The organism is Clostridium sp. D46t1_190503_E9 (assembly GCF_015555225.1).
Classification (GTDB): Bacteria; Bacillota; Clostridia; order Clostridiales; family Clostridiaceae; genus Clostridium.
This window is the reverse complement of record NZ_JADNKB010000002.1, coordinates 40951-57704: the sequence shown is the minus strand read 5'-3', so window position 1 is coordinate 57704 and position 16754 is coordinate 40951. Positions and strand designations below refer to the sequence as shown.

The following is a 16754-nucleotide window of genomic DNA, read 5'->3' as shown; positions in this document are numbered from 1 at the left end:
GGTGGATTAAATGAAATTAAAAGCAAATTTGCTAGATGACAAAGCTATTAAAAGAACCTTAATAAGAATATCTCATGAAATAATAGAAAAAAATAAGGGTGTAGAAAACGTAGTTTTAGTAGGTATTAAAAGAAGAGGATATCCTTTAGCAGAAAGAATTGCAAAAAATATAGAAAGTATTGAAGGAGTAAAAGTTCCTGTTGGTTATGTAGATATAACTTTATATAGAGACGATATTACAGAGATAAAAGACACACCAAGAGTAAATAATATTGACTTAGGGGTAGAGGTTATAGGTAAAAAGGTTATCTTGGTAGATGATGTTTTATATACTTGTAGAACAGTAAGGGCAGCAATTGATGCTATAATTGACTCTGGAAGACCAGAACAAATTCAACTTGCTGTATTAATAGATAGAGGTCATAAAGAACTACCAATTAGAGCTGACTACGTAGGAAAGAATCTTCCTACGGCTAAGAGTGAAATAATAGCAGTTGAAATAGCAGAAATCGATGGAAATGATTCAGTAAAAATTTACGAAGGAAAATAGAGGAGAAAAATATGGAATATAACTTAATTGCAACTACTACCTTTGGTTTAGAAGGTATTACAGCAAAAGAATTAAAAGCTTTAGGCTATGAAGATTTAAAAACTGAAAATGGTAAAGTTCATTTTACTGGAGATGAAATGGATATTGCAATAGCTAATATCCATTTAAGAACTGCAGATAGAATATTAATAAAAATGGGAGAGTTTGAAGCAAGAAGTTTTGAGGAACTATTCCAAGGTACAAAAAATATAAAATGGAGTGAAATAATACCTAAAGATGGTATAATGCATGTTAATGGTAAATCTGTTAAATCAACTTTACATAGCGTTCCAGATTGTCAATCTATAGTAAAAAAAGCTATTGTAGATAGCATGAGCAATTCTTATGGAATAAACCAGTTTGAAGAAAGTGGTCCATTATATAAAATTGAAGTATCAATTTTAAAAGATGTAGTAACATTAACTATAGATACATCAGGACCAGGATTACATAAGAGAGGATATAGAGAAGAGGCAGGTGCAGCACCACTTAAAGAAACTTTAGCAGCAGCAATGGTTCTTATTTCAAGATGGAAGGAAGATTTTGTTTTAGTTGATCCATTTTGTGGTTCAGGTACTATCCTTATAGAAGCAGCTATGATTATGCAAAATATTGCACCTGGAATGTGTAGAAGTTTTACGTGCGAAACTTGGCCAACAATGGATTCAGATATTTTTGAACAAGTAAGAGAAGGTGCTGAAAGAGCAATTAAAAATAAAGATATTAAGTTAATAGGATATGATATAGATGGTAGAATTCTTAAAGTAGCAAGAAGTAATGCTGAAAAGGCAGGAGTTTCAAAATATATTGAATTCCAAAGAAGAGATTTTAAGGATTTTTCAAGTAGTAATAAATATGGATTTATAATTTCTAATCCTCCATATGGAGAAAGATTAGGAGAAAAAAAAGAAGTAGAGCAGTTATATAAAACATTTGGAAGTTTTAAAAAGAAATTTTTCAATTGGGATTATAATATTCTTACATCTTATGAAGGATTTGAAGGGCCATTTGGAAAAAAATCAAGTAAAAATAGGAAATTATATAATGGTAAATTAAAATGCTATTACTACCAATATTTTGATAATGAGCTTATTAAAAATGATGGTGATATGCTCATAAATCATATATAATATTTAATTTAAGTAATACTACAAATTACAAAAGCAACAAAACATTATTAATTATTGGATGCATTTAATTAAGTATAAAATTTTTATTGAAGGCTAAATTAAAGAAACCATATTTGCAAATACAAGATATGGTTTCTTTTTTATTATTTTATTATTTTATTATTTTCAATTTTTAAATTACTATATAATGATGGTTCTGTATATAAAGTATAGTTAGTATGATATATAACCATACCGGGTTTTGAGCCATTAGGTTTCTTTAAGTTTTTTACTTTAGTATAATCAACAGGAACTTTTGTAGAGTTCTTAGCTTTACTATAATAAGCAGCAAGTATTCCAGCTTCTTCTAAAGCTATATCAGATGGATTATCGCTACAAAGTATAACATGTGACCCAGGAATATTTTTTGTATGGAGCCATGTATGGTTTTTATTAGCAAACTTTAATGTTAAATAGTCATTTTGAATGTTATTTTTACCAATATAAATATCTATTCCATCAGAAGAAATTAAATGTATAGGCTTAGATGATTTATCTTTTTTATTATTTTTATTAGTATTTTTGAATTTTAAGTATCCAGTTTCAATTAATTCTTTTTTTATATCATCTATTTCAATATAGCTTTCACAATTTAATATGTTTGTCATAACTGAATTTAGATATTCAAGTTCTTCTGTATTTTTTTCTAATTGTTCTAATGCAGATTCTTCAGATTTTTTTAGTTTATTATATTTTTTATAAAGATATTGTATATTTTCAGATGGTGTCTTATTTTCATCCAGTTTTATAGTTACATATTCTTCTTCAGCATTATAAAAATTTAATAAGGATATTTCTTTTAATCCTTTTTTTAACATATATATATATGAGGTTAATAAATCACCATTAATCTTATATGTTTCTTTTTCTTCACATTCTTTAAGAATATTTTTTAATTTCTTAGCTTTATTGTTACATCTATCTATATTAGTTGAAATTAATTTTTGCAAATCTGTAGATCTATTTAATAATCTATCTTGTTTATCTTTTACTGTAAAAAATTCATCAAGCAATTCACTTGGATTTTCAAAAGATATTGAAGAATAAGCACTTTCTAAATTACTTAATTTGACACAATGGAAATCCTTGAAAACTTCTTTATCTTTATAGATCTTAAAATTAAAATTATTTTCTAGATTTATCATAAAATTTTTAAAGAAATTAAAAATATTTTCTTGATTTATGGTATTATTATCTTGTAGGAAATTTTCATATATACTTATTGATAGAGATTTACTTATACCAGTAAATGTCTTCGAAAATATTCCTTCATCAATACTTATATCATTATTATTTAAATATGAATCAAAATCATTAATTGAGAAATCAAAGGGATTTAGTTTGTTAGAGCTAGGAGGATATACATAATTTACACCAGGATATAAAACTCTATAAGTATTTATATCAGCCGAAATATGCTTAATACATTCCATAACTTTATTGTCTCTTTCTCTAACAAGAGTTATATTACTATGCCTTCCCATAATTTCAACTATTAATATATATTTACTATCGAATCCTAATTCATCGGTAGACTCAATATGCAATTGAAGAATTCTATCACCATTTAATTGAGTTATGTCTGTTATTCGACCACCAATTAAATATTTTCTCATAACCATTGTAAACATTGGTGCTTGTAAGGGGTTAGGCTTACTTATATTAGTTAAATGAATTCTAGGAAACTTAGAAGAAGCTGAAATTAATAATTTTATATTTTGTCTATCTTTTCTTAGAGTTAAAATTACTTCATCTTTTTCTGGTTGATTAATTTTATCTATTTTACAGTTTAATATTGATTTTTTTAAATCATATACTAAACTATATAAGTAGATGCCATCCAAAGCCATAAGTATCATCCTTTCTTTGGTAATAAGATAAAGATAGTATAACACTTAATTAGCAAATTTATCAATGGCATATAAGGTTAAGGGGGGAGTTTTTATGAATTTTATAAAAATGCAAGGATTAGGAAACGATTTTATTTTTATTAGAGATGATGAAAATGAGCTGATTAAAACTGAAACTGAAATTGCTAAAACTGTTTGTAATAGAAGATTTGGAATAGGGGCAGATGGATTAGTTATAATAAGAAAATCTAATATTGCAGATGCTAAAATGGTAATAATAAATAGTGATGGATCTCGTGCTAATATGTGTGGAAATGCTATTAGGTGTTTTGCAAAATATTTATATGAATATGAATTAGTGGAAAAGAATATAATTAGCATAGAAACTGGAGATGGAATAAAGTTTGTAGAACTTTATATAAATGATAAAAATAAGGTTGAATTAGTTAAAGTCAATATGGGAAAGGCAAGTTTCAGCGGCAAAGATATTCCTTTAAATAATAAAAACTCATTAATAAATGAAGTAATTAAAATTGAAGAAAAGGAATATCAATTAACTACCTTATTGATGGGAGTACCTCATACTATTTTAATTAATAATAATGATGAATATAATATTAGTGAAGGAAAAGCTATAGAAAAAAATAGTTTATTTATTGAAGGAACAAATGTTAATTTTGTAAAAGTAATCGATATTAACAATATAGAGGTAAAAACTTGGGAAAGAGGTGCTGGAGCTACTTTGGCTTGTGGAACAGGATGTTGTGCCTCAGTTGTGGCTTTAAAAAAATTAGGGGTATGCTCAAATAAGGTTAATGTAGAAACTTTAGGAGGAAATTTAGTGGTAGAGATTATAAATAATGATGTATATATGATAGGATCTGCAGAGTTTATTTGTAAAGGTGAGCTATATTAATTAAAAGAGGTAAAAGATGAATAAAAAAAGAATAAGGAATATTTTCCTTGTTAATTTTATTTTGTTAATAAGTATATTTCTTTATGGATGTAAAAGTGAAATAGAAGAAGAAAATAAAGTTGATATACTAAATGGAGCAATTGCCATAGAAAATTCAGGGGAATACAAAATTTATAATTTAACAAATGATAAATATGAAAAAGTAGATACTGAATATATAATTACAGCTTATGATTTAGAAAGTGGTAATTTTATATATAATGAAAATGGTGAATATAAAATAAAATATCTAGGGAAAGAAGAAAGAATAGAAGACGGGAAGAAAGTCATTTCACCTAAGATAGCACAAAATGGAGAATATTTAGCTTATTTTTTAAAGGATGAATTCTTAGATTTAAAAATTAAAGATTTGTCTAAAAATAAGAATATATCAATTGATACTAAGGTTTCAATTTCAGGTGAGTTAGTTGACTGGCTAAATGAAAATACTTTAGTATATTATGGAATAAGTGAAGATAAAATTAATGGAATATTTACTTATAACATTAATAATAATGAAGAAAAGCTTTTATATAAATTAGATTTAGGATACGTTGAATTTTTAAAAGTTTTAGATAATGGAATAGTTTTTGTTCAAGAAAAAGAAGGAAAACAAAAGATATTAAAAGTTATAGACGAATCTGGGGAAGTTAATGAAGTAATAGAAGATGTTTTGGATGTTAGTGATGTTGAGTCTACTCCAGATGGTATATTCATACTGGGTAAACTGGAAAATAATAGCTATTCATTATACAAGTATCATGATAAGAAAGCTAGGAGATTAGTGTATGATTTCCCAAAATTAATAAATTTAGAAAAAGGTCTTTCTAAAGATAAGGATGGTAATATAATCTTTGTTGGTGGTGAAGATGTTATAACAGAAAAAGTATATAGATGTACTAACGATGCTATAAGCATAATTGATGGTGAGTCGGGAACATACAATTTTATAGAGTGTAGATAAAGATATTTATAATTTATTTTATAAATATCTTTTTTCTTTAATTTTATATGTATAATTTTAACTTTATTGGATATAAATTTAAATGGTGATGTTATATGAGTATTTTTGAATTTGACTTGGAGAAAGTTAATTTAGAAATAGCTAGAAAATTAAATAAATTAAAAGCTATAGAAAATATATGTTTACCTATTATGATAAAGGAAGATAGAGTAATAGTACTAGCATCAAAGGAGATATTAGAAAATAAAGAGGAAATAGAGTTTTTGTTTAATAAAAAAATAAAAATTATAAAATTAAGTGAAGACTTTATTAATGAACTAATTAAAAATATATTTTTAGGAGAACTAGAGGAGCTATTTGATGTATTATTACTTAAAGCAATAGAATTAAATGCATCAGATATTCATTTTGAGCCCCATAGGGAAGATGTTTTCATAAGATTTAGAGTTGATGGTATATTAATAGGAGTTACAAAAATAAAAAATGCAGAATATCAAAAATTATTATCCAAAATAAAAGTATGTGGGAATATGGATATTACAGAAAAAAGAAGGCCTCAGGATGGTAAAAGTCTAATAAAAGTAAATGGAAAGAACTATGATTTAAGATTATCTACTATTCCGATAATCTATGGCGAAAAATTAGTAATTAGAATCCTATATGGAGAAATATTTAATTATAATATTGATAGTTTAAATTTAAATACAAATCAAATAAAAAAAATAAAAAAGATACTTGGACTAAAAAATGGATTAGTAATTATTAATGGCCCTACAGGAAGTGGAAAATCAAGCTCTCTATATTGTATCTTAAAAGAAATTAATAAAAAAGATATTAATATCACAACTTTAGAAGATCCAGTGGAAGTAATAATTAAGGGTATAAATCAAGTTAGTTTAAATAGGAAAGCAAACATTACATTTGCAACTGGACTAAGAAGTATATTAAGACAAGATCCTGATGTTCTAATGATTGGAGAAATTAGAGATGAAGAAACTGCTAATATGGCAGTTACTGCATCTCTAACTGGACATAAAGTATACTCTACAATTCATACAAAGACTCCCCAAGAAGTATATTTTAGACTTGAAGATATGGGGGTAAAACAATATTTAATTAAGGATTCTTTGATTGGAATAATTTCACAGAGGTTGATAAGAGTACTTTGTGATAACTGCAAAAGAGAAGACATAAAATTTTATTTTAAAGGAAAAGAAGTAATAAATTATAAATCTATTGGATGCAGTAATTGTAACTATACAGGTTATAAAGGGAGAAAAGTAGTGAGCTCAGTTATATTTATTGATAAAGAAATCAAAAAAGATATTTCAAATATTTTCCAGGAAATAAGAGGTCTAAATAATGAAGAAATGATAGATAACTTAAATGAACTATTAACTGATGGAAAAATATCTGTTACAGATTACAATAATTTCATAATAGAAGAAGGTATTAGTTATGAAGAAAATAAAATTGATATTTAATAAGCCCGATTTTAATAGTTTAAGCTTATTATCAGGGAATATGGCAATGCTTCATAAAGAAGGAATTTCTCTTTTAATTATGATAGATTTAATTATGGAATTACCATTAAGAAAATCTTATAGAGAAAGTATGAAAAATATTAAAGACTTTATTGTTGAAGGAAAATCGTTAAATGAAAGCTTTAACGAATTTAATGATTTGTATCCAGAGTTTTTTGTTGGAATGGTCTCTATGGGAGAAAAAAGTGGTAATTTATCGGAAGTTTTAAAGGGTTTAGAAGAGTATTATGATAAAATTAGCTTTATCAAATCTACAATTAAAAATGTTTTATCATATCCAATCTTATTATTCTTATCTATTATTACAGTTTTTATATTCATTGCTTTTGTAACCATACCTAGTTTATATGATTTTTATCTTAACTTAAACATAGAAATACCTAGTGTGTGTAAGTTTCTTTATAATATTGTAAATTATATAAAAACTAATCCAATATATTCTTTGATATACTTTCTTTCTTGGGGAATTTTGCTACCATATATAATCTATAGGTTTTATTTAAAAGAGTATATCAAAGTGTTATTTAATAAAATAAAAATAATTAGAGAGTTTAACGAATTTGTTTTTATTTCACTTCTATCTATAATAATTAGAAGTGGTGTGAATTTGTCAAATGGATTAATGTACTCTGCAACAAGCTTTAAAAATTCAAATTTAAAAGAAAAATTCATACTCTTAAATTCAAGTATATTGAAAGGTGAAACAATATCTGAGAGCTTAAAGAAACAAGGTAACTATTCCAATTATACAATTTCTATAATAAAGCTGGGAGAAGAAGGTGGAGCTATGGATGAAAGATTAAAATCCCTTTCTACTCATTTAGAAAAGAAATTATTATCAGATATAAATAGATATATGGCAATTCTACAACCAGCATCAATTTTAATTATGGGTGCTTTTGTAATAATTTTTTTGATGATATTTATTGTTCCTTTATTTAGTTCATTATTAGATGGTGGATTATAATGAAAAAAGGTGGTTATACACTTATAGAATTGATAATAGTGTTATCAATAATTGCATTATTGGCAACAGTTGGCTTTAGTGGTGTTAAATATTTTAAGGATAAAAGTGAAAGTTTAAAACTTCAAAATAATGTGTATGAAGTTAGAGCATTGTTAAGTTTTGCAAAGAGCTATTGTAGGAAAAATAAAGTGGTTGGAAATATAGCTATAAATAAGAACAAGAAAGAAGTTGTATTTGAAGTGCTTGAATTAAATCATAAATTAACAAAGATATTAAAGCTGGATAATGATATTAATGTATCATCAAATTTTCAAGGTGGAATTAATAATATTAATAGAGAAGGTTTTATAAAGACAGCAGGAACTATAAGTTTATCATATAAAAATAATAAATTTATTGAAATAACAGTATCTGTTGGAAATGATATTATAAGAGGAAATGATATAGATGAAAATGAAGGAGATATAATAGATTGAAAAAAGGAAGTACTTTGGTTGAAAGTATAGTAGCACTTGGAATTTTATTAATTGCAGCAACTTTAGCAGTAGAAATTGGAATAGTTGCTGCTAAGTCTAGAAAAATAAGAAATATAAAAAATGAAGCAGATAGAGTAGCTTATGCAATAGAAAGTGAAATAAAATATAATGTTACATTAGAAGAACTAAATAGAGCTTTTAATGGAGGCAAATTATCGTATAACTACTCAAAAGATATTTTAAATAAACTTATTACCACACCTATACTAGAGATAGAGAGGGGGAATGGTATTACAGTGGAGAAGTTAAATAATTCCATTTTTACTGGTGAAAAAGCTTCAAAAGCAATTTTATTAAAAATAAGAGTTAGCGATGAAGAGGGAGGGATTTTATGTGAAAGAGAATTTATTAAATCTTATTGGATGGAAAAGAAGTAAAAGTAATAAAAGAAAGCGATGTTTTACTTTAATAGAACTTATTTTAGTTATGTTTATCCAATTAATTTTACTTAGTTTATCTTTTAAAATTGCCTTAACTGCTAATAAAAACTATACAAAATTAATAAAAGATGCATTATCACAAGATTCTTTTGATGATGCAATATTGAATATCGATAGATTGCTAAAAACACAAATGGTTAAATCAATAGAGATTCAAGAGAGTGACTTAAATAATAATGCTATGATAAAAATAACATACAAAATTGATCACAATAAAAATGAAGTTAAAGATAAAAGAATTTTTTTAGATAATGTAAATAGAAAAATAGTTTTAGAAACATATAAAGATGGCAAAAGAAAAGGTATTAACATAATAATGAGAGAAGTGTCTAGTTTTATAATAACGAAGAAAGAGAAAATATATTATTTAAAGATAAATAGTCTTAGTGGTGAGGAAAGAGTAATATGCATATAAAAAATGGGTTTAAAAAAAGAGGATATGCATTTATTGAAAGCTTAATAGTGTTCTTATTTGTAATTTTTATTGTAAACCTTTCAATAAAAATAATATACAATAACTATTTAAAATCTCAAAATTATTTAACATATAAGGATTTGTATACTCTAGAAGTAGATGAAGAAAGGGTTTTAGAAATTATAAATACTAAGGCAGAAGGTAATAATCTAGATCAGGAAAAACTTTTAAAGGAAGTGAATAAAAAAAAGTCTGAAGATTATCCTGAATTAACAAAAGTAGAATTCATATACCAAGATGGAAGCTATTACTTAAAAAAGAAAAAGGAAAATTCAGCTATGTATATTGAATTAAATGAAAATAAAGTTGATAATAAAACTTATTTTACCCCAACTACTTATAAAACTAAATATATTTATATAAAGGAGTAAAGAAATGGTTAATTCTATAGGTATATTTGAAAATAAGTATTATTGCAATGGATATGAGTATGAGTGCTATAATATAAATTCATTGTTAGAAAAGCTAGGTAGCAAAAGAAAATTATTAATCTTATCACAACAAATATTTATAAAGAAATATGAAATTTATAATAAAAGAATAAATGTTGATAGATTCATTGAAAAGAAGATATCAGAGGATTTCTCAGATAAGAAAAATTTATTATTTCATTATGAATTTTTAAAAAGTTCAAAGATTCTTTATATCTATTCTATAAGATGTGAAAACTTACTTGATTTATGTAAAGATATTAATTATCTTAAGGTAGAGCCAGTACAATTTTTAGTAAAAGAATATATTATAAAAAAGATAAAGGGAAGCAAATCATCAATAATAATATATAGAATTAAGGGATTATTTCATTTAATAAATATAGAAAATGGAGCTCTTGAAAATTCTTATATAACTAATGATGCTGAAGATATAAAGAAATTTATAATAGAGTATAAAACTCAAAATAAAAAGCTAATTATTGATAAAAGTATAAAAGATGTGACTGATAATAATTATGACTATATTATAAATATAGGAGAAAAAATTTATGAAAAAATATTTAAAAAATAAGAACTTTATACCAAATGAGTTTATAGAGAAGATAGGTATAAATGAAAATAAGAAAAATAACAAACTAATATTAATACTATTAATGCTAAATATAATAGTTATTCCTACATCAGCAAATAGAGTTTTACATAATAAAGAAAATGTAGAAGTATATAATAATAATTTAGATGATAATATAAATACTGAAAAAGGTTTTAAAAAAGAAGATATAAAGGAATTGATAAATAATATCTTACCTAATATTTTAAGTATGAATATACAAAATAATAATGGATCCATTAAGGTGAAGGGAAAAGAAAATGTTTTTATAATAGAAGAGAAAGGTATAATAAAGATAAAATCCATTATTAAAGATGAACAAAATGATTTCACATTAGAGGTTAGTATATGAAAAGAATTAAAACACTGCATTTGATAGTTATAGTTATAACAATTATCCAAGTATGTCTATTAATTTTTTATAAAAAAGATTTATCTAAAGAAGTTGTACCATGTATAACGGAAGTGAAAAATGTTAAATATATAAAAGATATAGAGAATGAATTTAATGATGTAAATAATTCAACGATATTAAGTTATAATAAGATAGATGAAAGTAATTGGATAGTAAAATGCGTCTTAAAAGGTGATAAAAATGAGATTCTAGATGCATTAAATAAATTAGATGATTACTATATAAATAATTATAATTTAAATTATGACAAAGAAAATATATTACTAGAGATGGAGTTAAAAAGTAAATAATGACAATATTTTTTAGAAGTTATTATAAGTAATTGCATTTATTTGTGAATTTTGATAAAATATTTTTGTTATGTCATAAACATTGTTGAAGTTATGACTATTTAGGTAACAAAGAGTTATACTAAATATATGGAATAAAGTTTTTGGAGGGATATTTAATGATATCAGCAGGAGATTTAAGAAAAGGTACTACTTTCGAGCATGAAGGACAAGTTTATACAGTAATAGACTTCTTACACGTTAAACCAGGTAAAGGTGCAGCATTTGTAAGAACAAAATTAAGAAATGTTATTTCTGGTGGTGTTACTGATACAACTTTTAACCCAACAGCTAAATTACAAGAAGCGGTAATTGAAAGAAAAGAAATGCAATACCTTTATTCAGATGGAGAACTATACTACTTCATGGATCAAGAAACTTTTGAACAAATTCCATTAAACTACGAAAAAGTAGAAGATGCTATAAAGTTCATAAAAGAAAATATGTTTGCTGTAATAAAGTTCTATAAAGGAGAAGCTTTCTCAGTAGAAGCTCCAAACTTTGTTGAATTATTAATAACTCAAGCAGACCCAGGAATAAAAGGAAACACTGCTACAAATGCAATGAAGCCTGCTACATTAGAAACAGGTGCAGTTGTAAATGTTCCTATGTTCGTTAATGAAGGAGACGTAATCAGAGTAGACACTAGAACTGGTGAATACATGGAAAGAGTATAATAACAAAAGCTAAGTTTTTACTTAGCTTTTTTATTCTATAAAAATTACAATAAAAGTTAAATAAACATAAATTTATATATAAAATATCCAATATTAGGGTATAATTTGAATAGACAGTATTTCTATTTAAAAGGAAGTGAAGATGTGAAGGATATAAAAGATAAAATAGAAAATATTAAAACTAATGTTACTAACATAAGTGATGATAAATATCAAAATATTTTTAGCAGTATTTTATCAGTTTTAGATGAAATGTCAGATGTAATTGAAGATATGAATAATAGACAAGATTATTTAGAAGAAAATGTGCAATACATAGATGAAGATCTTACAGGTTTACAAGATGAATTATTTGAAGAAGTTTCAATAGAAGATCTTATAGAAATGGAAGATGAATATATCGAAGTAAATTGTAAAAATTGCAATAAGCCACTTTTTGTTGAAAAAGATGCTATAGATAACAATAAATCAATACCTTGTCCATTTTGTCAGGAAGAAGCAATTTAATTAAATTAAGAATAAGAAATTATTATCAAAAAAACTATCAGTTGGTTAGCTGATAGTTTTTTTGTTTTAATAAGATTTTATATTGAGAATGAAATTTAAAATAACTTATATTACAGCTTAATAGCAAAATAATATTGATTTGTGAGTTACAATAAGTATTTAATATCTCATCTAATAAGTATATTAATATTGATTTTAATTATATAAATAATTAACTTAAGTAAATATAAAAAAATATACGAATACAAGAGAGAATTTTAAAATATTAATTAAACTAATAGATATTTATAAAAAACATATCTCTATAATTAACTTTAATTTTTTTTAGTTAATTAAAAATATTTTACATATTTTATTATAAGTATGAATATTATTTTATAGAGAGAAACAAGTTTGATATATAACATTAGAAAAGGAAGTGATGAAGTGAGAAATGAGGAGGAGATTTTAAAGGTATTGCCTTTAAAGATTAGTAATGAACTAAGAGAAATACTTTTAAAAGAACCTGTCCAAGAAATAAGGATAAAAGCTCATAAGCCGATAATAGTTAATTTAGCATATAAGGAAATAATATTAAAATATGTAACTACAGTTGATGATATAAAACAAATTTTAGTGAAGATATCAAATTATTCATTATACGCTTATGAAGAAGAAATAAAGCAAGGATATATTACAATTAAAGGTGGACATAGAATAGGAATAGCTGGAGAATGTGTTTTAGTAAATGGAGAGGTAAGAACTATAAGAAATATATCTTCTTTAAATATAAGAATATGTAGAGAAGTAATAGGATGCTCAAATGAAATTATGAAGTACATAACTAAAGAAGACAGAGTATTTAATACCTTGATAGTATCTCCACCTAAATGTGGTAAAACAACTATTTTAAGAGATATAGCTAAAAACATTTCAACTGGGATGCCTATTGTAAATTTGAAAGGGAAAAAAGTATCGATTATAGATGAAAGAAGTGAGATAGCTGCTTGTTTTAATGGAGTTCCACAATTAGATGTTGGGATTAGAAGTGATATTTTAGATAATTGCTTAAAAAAAGATGGAATGATAATGGCTATTAGGAGCCTATCTCCAGATATACTGATTTGTGATGAAATAGGAACTGATGGGGATATAGAGGCTCTTCACATGGCATTTAATTCTGGAGTTAATATTATTGTTACTATTCATGGATATAGTATAGATGATATATATAAAAGAAAAGTTTTTAAAGATTTATTAGAAAATTCTATTTTAGATAGAATAGTAATTTTAAGCAATAGAAATGGCGTAGGAACAATTGAGCAAATATATTCAATAGGATTGGAGGGGGAATTTAAGTGCTTAAGATAACAGCAGTTATCATTATATTTTTATCTTGTACCTATATAGGATTTTACTATGGTGAAAATTTTAAAAAGAGGAGTAAGCAACTTAATTCGATATTAAAATCAATTTTGTTTTTAAATAATGAGGTAATATATGCAAATACACCTCTTCCTGAAGCTTTAAAATATATTTCATTAAAGGTTGAAGCTCCTATAAATTCTATTTTATCAGCTGTGTCAGATAAGCTTTTGAATGGAGAAAGTACAAGTGTATATGAAGCCTTTGAAAATGAGTTCAAAAACAATGAATCAGAATTTAATTTAAATGAAGAGGATAAAAGAATAATAAAAGATTTTTTGAGATCACTTGGGGAATCAGGAGTTTACGGACAAGATAAATTATTTAACCTAACAATAGAAAATATGAAATTAAACTGCAAATCTGCTGAAGAATTAGCAAAGAAAAATGTAAAGATGTATAGAGCTATAGGGGTATGTATAGGCGCTATGATTTCGATTTTTTTAATTTAGTAGGAGGGTAATAAATGCTAGACGTAACTATTATATTTAAAATAGGGGCTATGGGTGTCCTTCTTGTAGTCTTAGAGAAAGTATTAAAAGCTAGTGGTAAAGATGAAATTGCAACAATAGCAAATATTGTAGGGATAGTAATAATTCTAATTACAGTAATAAGCCTTATAGGAGATCTATTTAATACTGTAAGAACTATGTTTATGTTATAGGTGTTATTATGGATATTATTAAGATTGTTGCATTTGCTTTTGCTGCATTATTTATGTTTCTTCTCTTTAAAGATAAAAGAAGCGATATATCAACATTAATATCTTTATCTGCAGGAGCTATAATTTTCTTAGTTGTAATTACACAACTTAATGATGTAATTTACTTTATAAAGAATATAGCAGATAAAGCTAATATTGATATGGTATATATAGGAGTTGTTTTAAAAATACTAGCTATAGCATATTTAGCCACATTTTGCAGTGAAATATGCAAAGATGCAGGAGCTGCTAGTATAGCTAGTAAGGTTGAATTTTCGGCTAAAATTTTGATATTAACATTAGCAATACCAATACTTATGGCTGTCCTTCAATCAATTTTACAAATATTGTAGGTGTTTTTATGATAAAAAATATTTTCACAAAGAGAATTATATTAGTTATAAGTATAATTATTATAGCTTTTGTATTTCTTCCTAGTAAAAGTGCTTTAGCTAATGAAAATGATATTAATAGTATAAATATTAATAATCAAACATCTAAGGAAGAAATTAAGATAGAAAATGAGGAAGTCAATAATAAATTAGATTCACTATATAACTATATAAATAATATGAAATTAGATATTGAGATAATGAATGACCTAGATCCAGTTGATTATATTAAGGGATATATAAAAAATGGAGAAGGAAATTTATCGTTTAAAACTATTAGCGATGCTGTTATAAGTTTCTTATTTAAGGAAGTTAAAACAGTACTTGCATTATCAATAAGCATAATAGTAATTGCAATAATATGTGCACTACTTAAAAATTTACAAACAGCATTTTCAAATGAAGGAATATCAAATATAGCATTCTTTGCATGTTATGCTTTACTGATAGTTATATTATCTAGAAGTTTCATAGTTTCTATAAATATAGCAACTAATATAATACAAGATTTATCAAATTTTATGAGTGCTGTTTTACCTGTATTAGTTATGATGATTGGAACAATTGGAGGATTTACACAAGCAGCAACTATGGATCCTATAGTAGTTGGAGCAACATTAATTATTCCAAGAATATATACAACAGTAATAATACCATTAATACTTATTACCTTTGTTTTAGAATTTGCAAACAATATTTCTACGGAACATAAAATAAGTAATTTGTGTAAATTAACAAAGCAAATTACTATATGGCTTCAAGGTATAATTCTAACTATCTTCATAGGATTATTAACGGTAAGGGGGATAACATCATCAACTATTGATGCTGTTACATTAAAAACTGCTAAATTTGCTATAGATAATTTTATACCTATAGTAGGAAAAGCTTTTTCAGATGCTATAGCGTCTGTAGCAGGATATTCACTAATAATAAAAAATGCTGTAAGCTCTATTGGATTAATCATAATAATACTTATGATGCTATATCCTATAATAAAGTTAGTATTAATTTCATTTGTATATAAATTGACAGCAGCAATTATAGAGCCAATAAGCGATAAAAGAATAACAAGTTCAATAGCATCAGCAGGTGATTCTTTGATACTTATAATGTCATGTGTATTATCGGTAAGCCTCATGTTCTTTGTATTACTTGGAATTATGGCATCAGCAGGCAAATTTGTTATAGGAGGGTAAAGAGGGATATGGAAGAAATAAAAGGATTTGTAATAACCCTAGTTACTATGCTTATATTAATGACGGCAATTGAATTTATAGCTCCTGATAACAATATGAAAAAGTACTTAAAATTTGTTTTAGGCTTAATTCTTATATCTGCTATGTTATCTCCAATAATTTCTTTGTTTAGTAAAGGTGAAGAAAGTATTTCTTTACAGATACAAAATTATATAGAGCTTAGCGAAAATGAAAGTGTCGAAGTAAGTAAGAATTATAAGATTAATAATGAAAATGCATTTAAGGAAAATTTAGAGCAAAATTGTAATAGACTTTTAAAAGAAAAGTTTTCTGATAAAGAATTTATTAGTGACATAGATTGTAAAGTTGATATGAGTAACATTAACTACTCTATTGAAAAAGTTCAAATAGGGGTTAAAAATAAAGATGTTTCGAAAGTACAAAAGATAATTATAAATGCACAGGAAGACAGTCAAAGCGTATCTTCTCAGGATGGAAAAGTAAATAACGAAGATGAAATAATAAGTTACTTAGCAGAAGCTTTAAATGTTTCTCAAGATAAAATAGAAGTGTATAAAGTAAATTGATGGGAGTG

General features: G+C 25.2%; 22 protein-coding genes. 21 read left to right on the top strand and 1 reads right to left on the bottom strand.

The window, feature by feature from the left end; translation table 11 throughout:
- Window positions 1–10: 10 nt before the first annotated feature.
- Window positions 11–550 carry a bifunctional pyr operon transcriptional regulator/uracil phosphoribosyltransferase PyrR gene (gene pyrR / locus I2E83_RS02155; protein WP_195264057.1) on the top strand — a complete coding sequence of 180 codons (540 nt, stop codon included), beginning with the start codon at window positions 11–13 and terminating at the stop codon, window positions 548–550.
- An 11-nt stretch (window positions 551–561) separates the two neighbouring features.
- Window positions 562–1719: a class I SAM-dependent RNA methyltransferase gene (locus I2E83_RS02150; RefSeq protein WP_195264058.1), complete on the top strand. Its 1158-nt coding sequence runs from the start codon at window positions 562–564 to the stop codon at window positions 1717–1719.
- A 143-nt stretch (window positions 1720–1862) separates the two neighbouring features.
- Here I2E83_RS02150 and I2E83_RS02145 read toward each other — a convergent pair whose 3' ends face one another.
- Window positions 1863–3608, bottom strand: coding sequence for an NFACT RNA binding domain-containing protein (locus I2E83_RS02145; RefSeq protein WP_195428380.1), 1746 nt, complete (start codon window positions 3606–3608; stop codon window positions 1863–1865).
- 94 nt (window positions 3609–3702) lie between these two features.
- On the opposite strand from I2E83_RS02145, the gene dapF reads away from it, so the two are divergent.
- From dapF to spoIIIAF, 19 genes are all read left to right on the top strand, one after another.
- On the top strand, window positions 3703–4524 hold the full coding sequence (dapF, locus tag I2E83_RS02140; protein ID WP_195264060.1) for a diaminopimelate epimerase: 822 nt from the start codon (window positions 3703–3705) through the stop codon (window positions 4522–4524).
- 16 nt (window positions 4525–4540) lie between these two features.
- Window positions 4541–5527 carry a hypothetical protein gene (locus tag I2E83_RS02135; RefSeq protein ID WP_195428378.1) on the top strand — a complete coding sequence of 329 codons (987 nt, stop codon included), beginning with the start codon at window positions 4541–4543 and terminating at the stop codon, window positions 5525–5527.
- A 95-nt stretch (window positions 5528–5622) separates the two neighbouring features.
- The gene (locus tag I2E83_RS02130) at window positions 5623–7011 is read left to right on the top strand and encodes a GspE/PulE family protein (RefSeq protein ID WP_195428376.1); all 1389 of its coding nucleotides are present in this window, start codon (window positions 5623–5625) and stop codon (window positions 7009–7011) included.
- Window positions 6986–8038, top strand: coding sequence for a type II secretion system F family protein (locus tag I2E83_RS02125; RefSeq protein WP_195264469.1), 1053 nt, complete (start codon window positions 6986–6988; stop codon window positions 8036–8038). Before I2E83_RS02130 ends, I2E83_RS02125 begins: the two co-directional genes overlap by 26 nt.
- Window positions 8038–8514 carry a type II secretion system protein gene (locus I2E83_RS02120; protein WP_195264470.1) on the top strand — a complete coding sequence of 159 codons (477 nt, stop codon included), beginning with the start codon at window positions 8038–8040 and terminating at the stop codon, window positions 8512–8514. Before I2E83_RS02125 ends, I2E83_RS02120 begins: the two co-directional genes overlap by 1 nt.
- Entirely contained in the window at window positions 8511–8951 is a 441-nt protein-coding gene (locus tag I2E83_RS02115; protein ID WP_195264471.1) for a type II secretion system protein, read from the top strand. Before I2E83_RS02120 ends, I2E83_RS02115 begins: the two co-directional genes overlap by 4 nt.
- Window positions 8908–9429, top strand: coding sequence for a prepilin-type cleavage/methylation domain-containing protein (locus I2E83_RS02110; RefSeq protein WP_195264472.1), 522 nt, complete (start codon window positions 8908–8910; stop codon window positions 9427–9429). Before I2E83_RS02115 ends, I2E83_RS02110 begins: the two co-directional genes overlap by 44 nt.
- Window positions 9420–9860 (top strand): hypothetical protein, encoded by a 441-nt coding sequence (locus I2E83_RS02105; protein ID WP_195264473.1) that lies wholly within the window; start codon window positions 9420–9422, stop codon window positions 9858–9860. Before I2E83_RS02110 ends, I2E83_RS02105 begins: the two co-directional genes overlap by 10 nt.
- A 4-nt stretch (window positions 9861–9864) precedes the next feature.
- A complete protein-coding gene (locus I2E83_RS02100) occupies window positions 9865–10494 on the top strand; it encodes a hypothetical protein (RefSeq protein ID WP_195264474.1) in 630 nt (209 codons plus the stop codon).
- Window positions 10472–10885 carry a hypothetical protein gene (locus I2E83_RS02095; protein WP_195264475.1) on the top strand — a complete coding sequence of 138 codons (414 nt, stop codon included), beginning with the start codon at window positions 10472–10474 and terminating at the stop codon, window positions 10883–10885. Before I2E83_RS02100 ends, I2E83_RS02095 begins: the two co-directional genes overlap by 23 nt.
- On the top strand, window positions 10882–11238 hold the full coding sequence (locus I2E83_RS02090; RefSeq protein ID WP_195264476.1) for a hypothetical protein: 357 nt from the start codon (window positions 10882–10884) through the stop codon (window positions 11236–11238). Before I2E83_RS02095 ends, I2E83_RS02090 begins: the two co-directional genes overlap by 4 nt.
- 158 nt (window positions 11239–11396) lie before the next feature.
- Window positions 11397–11954, top strand: coding sequence for an elongation factor P (efp, locus tag I2E83_RS02085; protein ID WP_008679144.1), 558 nt, complete (start codon window positions 11397–11399; stop codon window positions 11952–11954).
- Window positions 11955–12098: 144 nt separating this feature from the next.
- Window positions 12099–12461, top strand: a complete 363-nt coding sequence (locus tag I2E83_RS02080) for a CD1247 N-terminal domain-containing protein (protein ID WP_195264477.1) — start codon at window positions 12099–12101, stop codon at window positions 12459–12461.
- Window positions 12462–12887: 426 nt separating this feature from the next.
- A complete protein-coding gene (gene spoIIIAA, locus I2E83_RS02075) occupies window positions 12888–13811 on the top strand; it encodes a stage III sporulation protein AA (RefSeq protein ID WP_195264608.1) in 924 nt (307 codons plus the stop codon).
- Window positions 13799–14317: a stage III sporulation protein SpoIIIAB gene (gene spoIIIAB / locus I2E83_RS02070; protein ID WP_195428374.1), complete on the top strand. Its 519-nt coding sequence runs from the start codon at window positions 13799–13801 to the stop codon at window positions 14315–14317. Before spoIIIAA ends, spoIIIAB begins: the two co-directional genes overlap by 13 nt.
- 14 nt (window positions 14318–14331) lie before the next feature.
- The gene (gene spoIIIAC, locus I2E83_RS02065) at window positions 14332–14529 is read left to right on the top strand and encodes a stage III sporulation protein AC (protein ID WP_195264479.1); all 198 of its coding nucleotides are present in this window, start codon (window positions 14332–14334) and stop codon (window positions 14527–14529) included.
- A gap of 8 nt (window positions 14530–14537) precedes the next feature.
- Window positions 14538–14921, top strand: a complete 384-nt coding sequence (spoIIIAD, locus tag I2E83_RS02060) for a stage III sporulation protein AD (RefSeq protein ID WP_195264480.1) — start codon at window positions 14538–14540, stop codon at window positions 14919–14921.
- Window positions 14922–14929: 8 nt separating this feature from the next.
- A complete protein-coding gene (gene spoIIIAE / locus I2E83_RS02055; protein WP_195428372.1) occupies window positions 14930–16159 on the top strand; it encodes a stage III sporulation protein AE in 1230 nt (409 codons plus the stop codon).
- Window positions 16160–16167: 8 nt separating this feature from the next.
- Entirely contained in the window at window positions 16168–16746 is a 579-nt protein-coding gene (spoIIIAF, locus tag I2E83_RS02050; protein WP_195428370.1) for a stage III sporulation protein AF, read from the top strand.
- Window positions 16747–16754: the final 8 nt, after the last annotated feature.

Coding starts and splice junctions, on each gene's coding strand:
- dapF (WP_195264060.1), top strand. CDS start 3,703: ATGAATTTTATAAAAATGCAAGGATTAGGAAACGATTTTATTTTTATT.
- I2E83_RS02095 (WP_195264475.1), top strand. CDS start 10,472: ATGAAAAAATATTTAAAAAATAAGAACTTTATACCAAATGAGTTTATA.
- efp (WP_008679144.1), top strand. CDS start 11,397: ATGATATCAGCAGGAGATTTAAGAAAAGGTACTACTTTCGAGCATGAA.
- spoIIIAE (WP_195428372.1), top strand. CDS start 14,930: ATGATAAAAAATATTTTCACAAAGAGAATTATATTAGTTATAAGTATA.
- I2E83_RS02125 (WP_195264469.1), top strand. CDS start 6,986: ATGAAGAAAATAAAATTGATATTTAATAAGCCCGATTTTAATAGTTTA.
- spoIIIAF (WP_195428370.1), top strand. CDS start 16,168: ATGGAAGAAATAAAAGGATTTGTAATAACCCTAGTTACTATGCTTATA.
- spoIIIAD (WP_195264480.1), top strand. CDS start 14,538: ATGGATATTATTAAGATTGTTGCATTTGCTTTTGCTGCATTATTTATG.
- I2E83_RS02105 (WP_195264473.1), top strand. CDS start 9,420: ATGCATATAAAAAATGGGTTTAAAAAAAGAGGATATGCATTTATTGAA.
- spoIIIAC (WP_195264479.1), top strand. CDS start 14,332: ATGCTAGACGTAACTATTATATTTAAAATAGGGGCTATGGGTGTCCTT.
- I2E83_RS02090 (WP_195264476.1), top strand. CDS start 10,882: ATGAAAAGAATTAAAACACTGCATTTGATAGTTATAGTTATAACAATT.
- I2E83_RS02135 (WP_195428378.1), top strand. CDS start 4,541: ATGAATAAAAAAAGAATAAGGAATATTTTCCTTGTTAATTTTATTTTG.
- I2E83_RS02150 (WP_195264058.1), top strand. CDS start 562: ATGGAATATAACTTAATTGCAACTACTACCTTTGGTTTAGAAGGTATT.
- I2E83_RS02100 (WP_195264474.1), top strand. CDS start 9,865: ATGGTTAATTCTATAGGTATATTTGAAAATAAGTATTATTGCAATGGA.
- I2E83_RS02130 (WP_195428376.1), top strand. CDS start 5,623: ATGAGTATTTTTGAATTTGACTTGGAGAAAGTTAATTTAGAAATAGCT.
- pyrR (WP_195264057.1), top strand. CDS start 11: ATGAAATTAAAAGCAAATTTGCTAGATGACAAAGCTATTAAAAGAACC.
- I2E83_RS02120 (WP_195264470.1), top strand. CDS start 8,038: ATGAAAAAAGGTGGTTATACACTTATAGAATTGATAATAGTGTTATCA.
- I2E83_RS02145 (WP_195428380.1), bottom strand. CDS start 3,608: ATGGCTTTGGATGGCATCTACTTATATAGTTTAGTATATGATTTAAAA.